Origin of the sequence: Enterobacter sp. CGMCC 5087, from assembly GCF_003144775.1 — a bacterium.
GTDB classification, from domain to species: Bacteria; Pseudomonadota; Gammaproteobacteria; order Enterobacterales; family Enterobacteriaceae; genus Enterobacter; species Enterobacter cloacae_M.
The window spans coordinates 1-259 of the sequence record NZ_QFXN01000172.1 but is presented as its reverse complement, the minus strand read 5'-3'; the positions used below and the strand labels follow the sequence as shown (position 1 = coordinate 259).

Genomic DNA, 259 nt, shown 5'->3' with positions numbered 1-259 from the left:
CAATCAGTTTGTAGAACCATTTGTCGGTCATCCCGGTAAACGTGGTAATGAACGTCATGTCGATAAGCGGGTCTTCTGCGCAAAGCTGCGTGGTGGATGTGGTGCTGGCGTTATTCGTATTCGGTGTGGTCATGGTATTTATCTCCCTCTGAGAAATGGTTGTCGGGAGAGGTCCGGTGCCGTTAAATCCTGGACATGCCGGTTCTCCTCAGAGGATAGGGGTTGCCTGTAAAAAATTACCGGCCCATCGCATCAGGCA

The 259-nt window shown here is 51.0% G+C and carries 1 pseudogene; it reads right to left on the bottom strand.

Annotation, left to right across the window (positions count from 1 at the left end):
- Positions 1 to 133, bottom strand: a pseudogene (locus DEO48_RS27200) (AlpA family transcriptional regulator); the annotation flags it as partial.
- Positions 134 to 259: the final 126 nt, after the last annotated feature.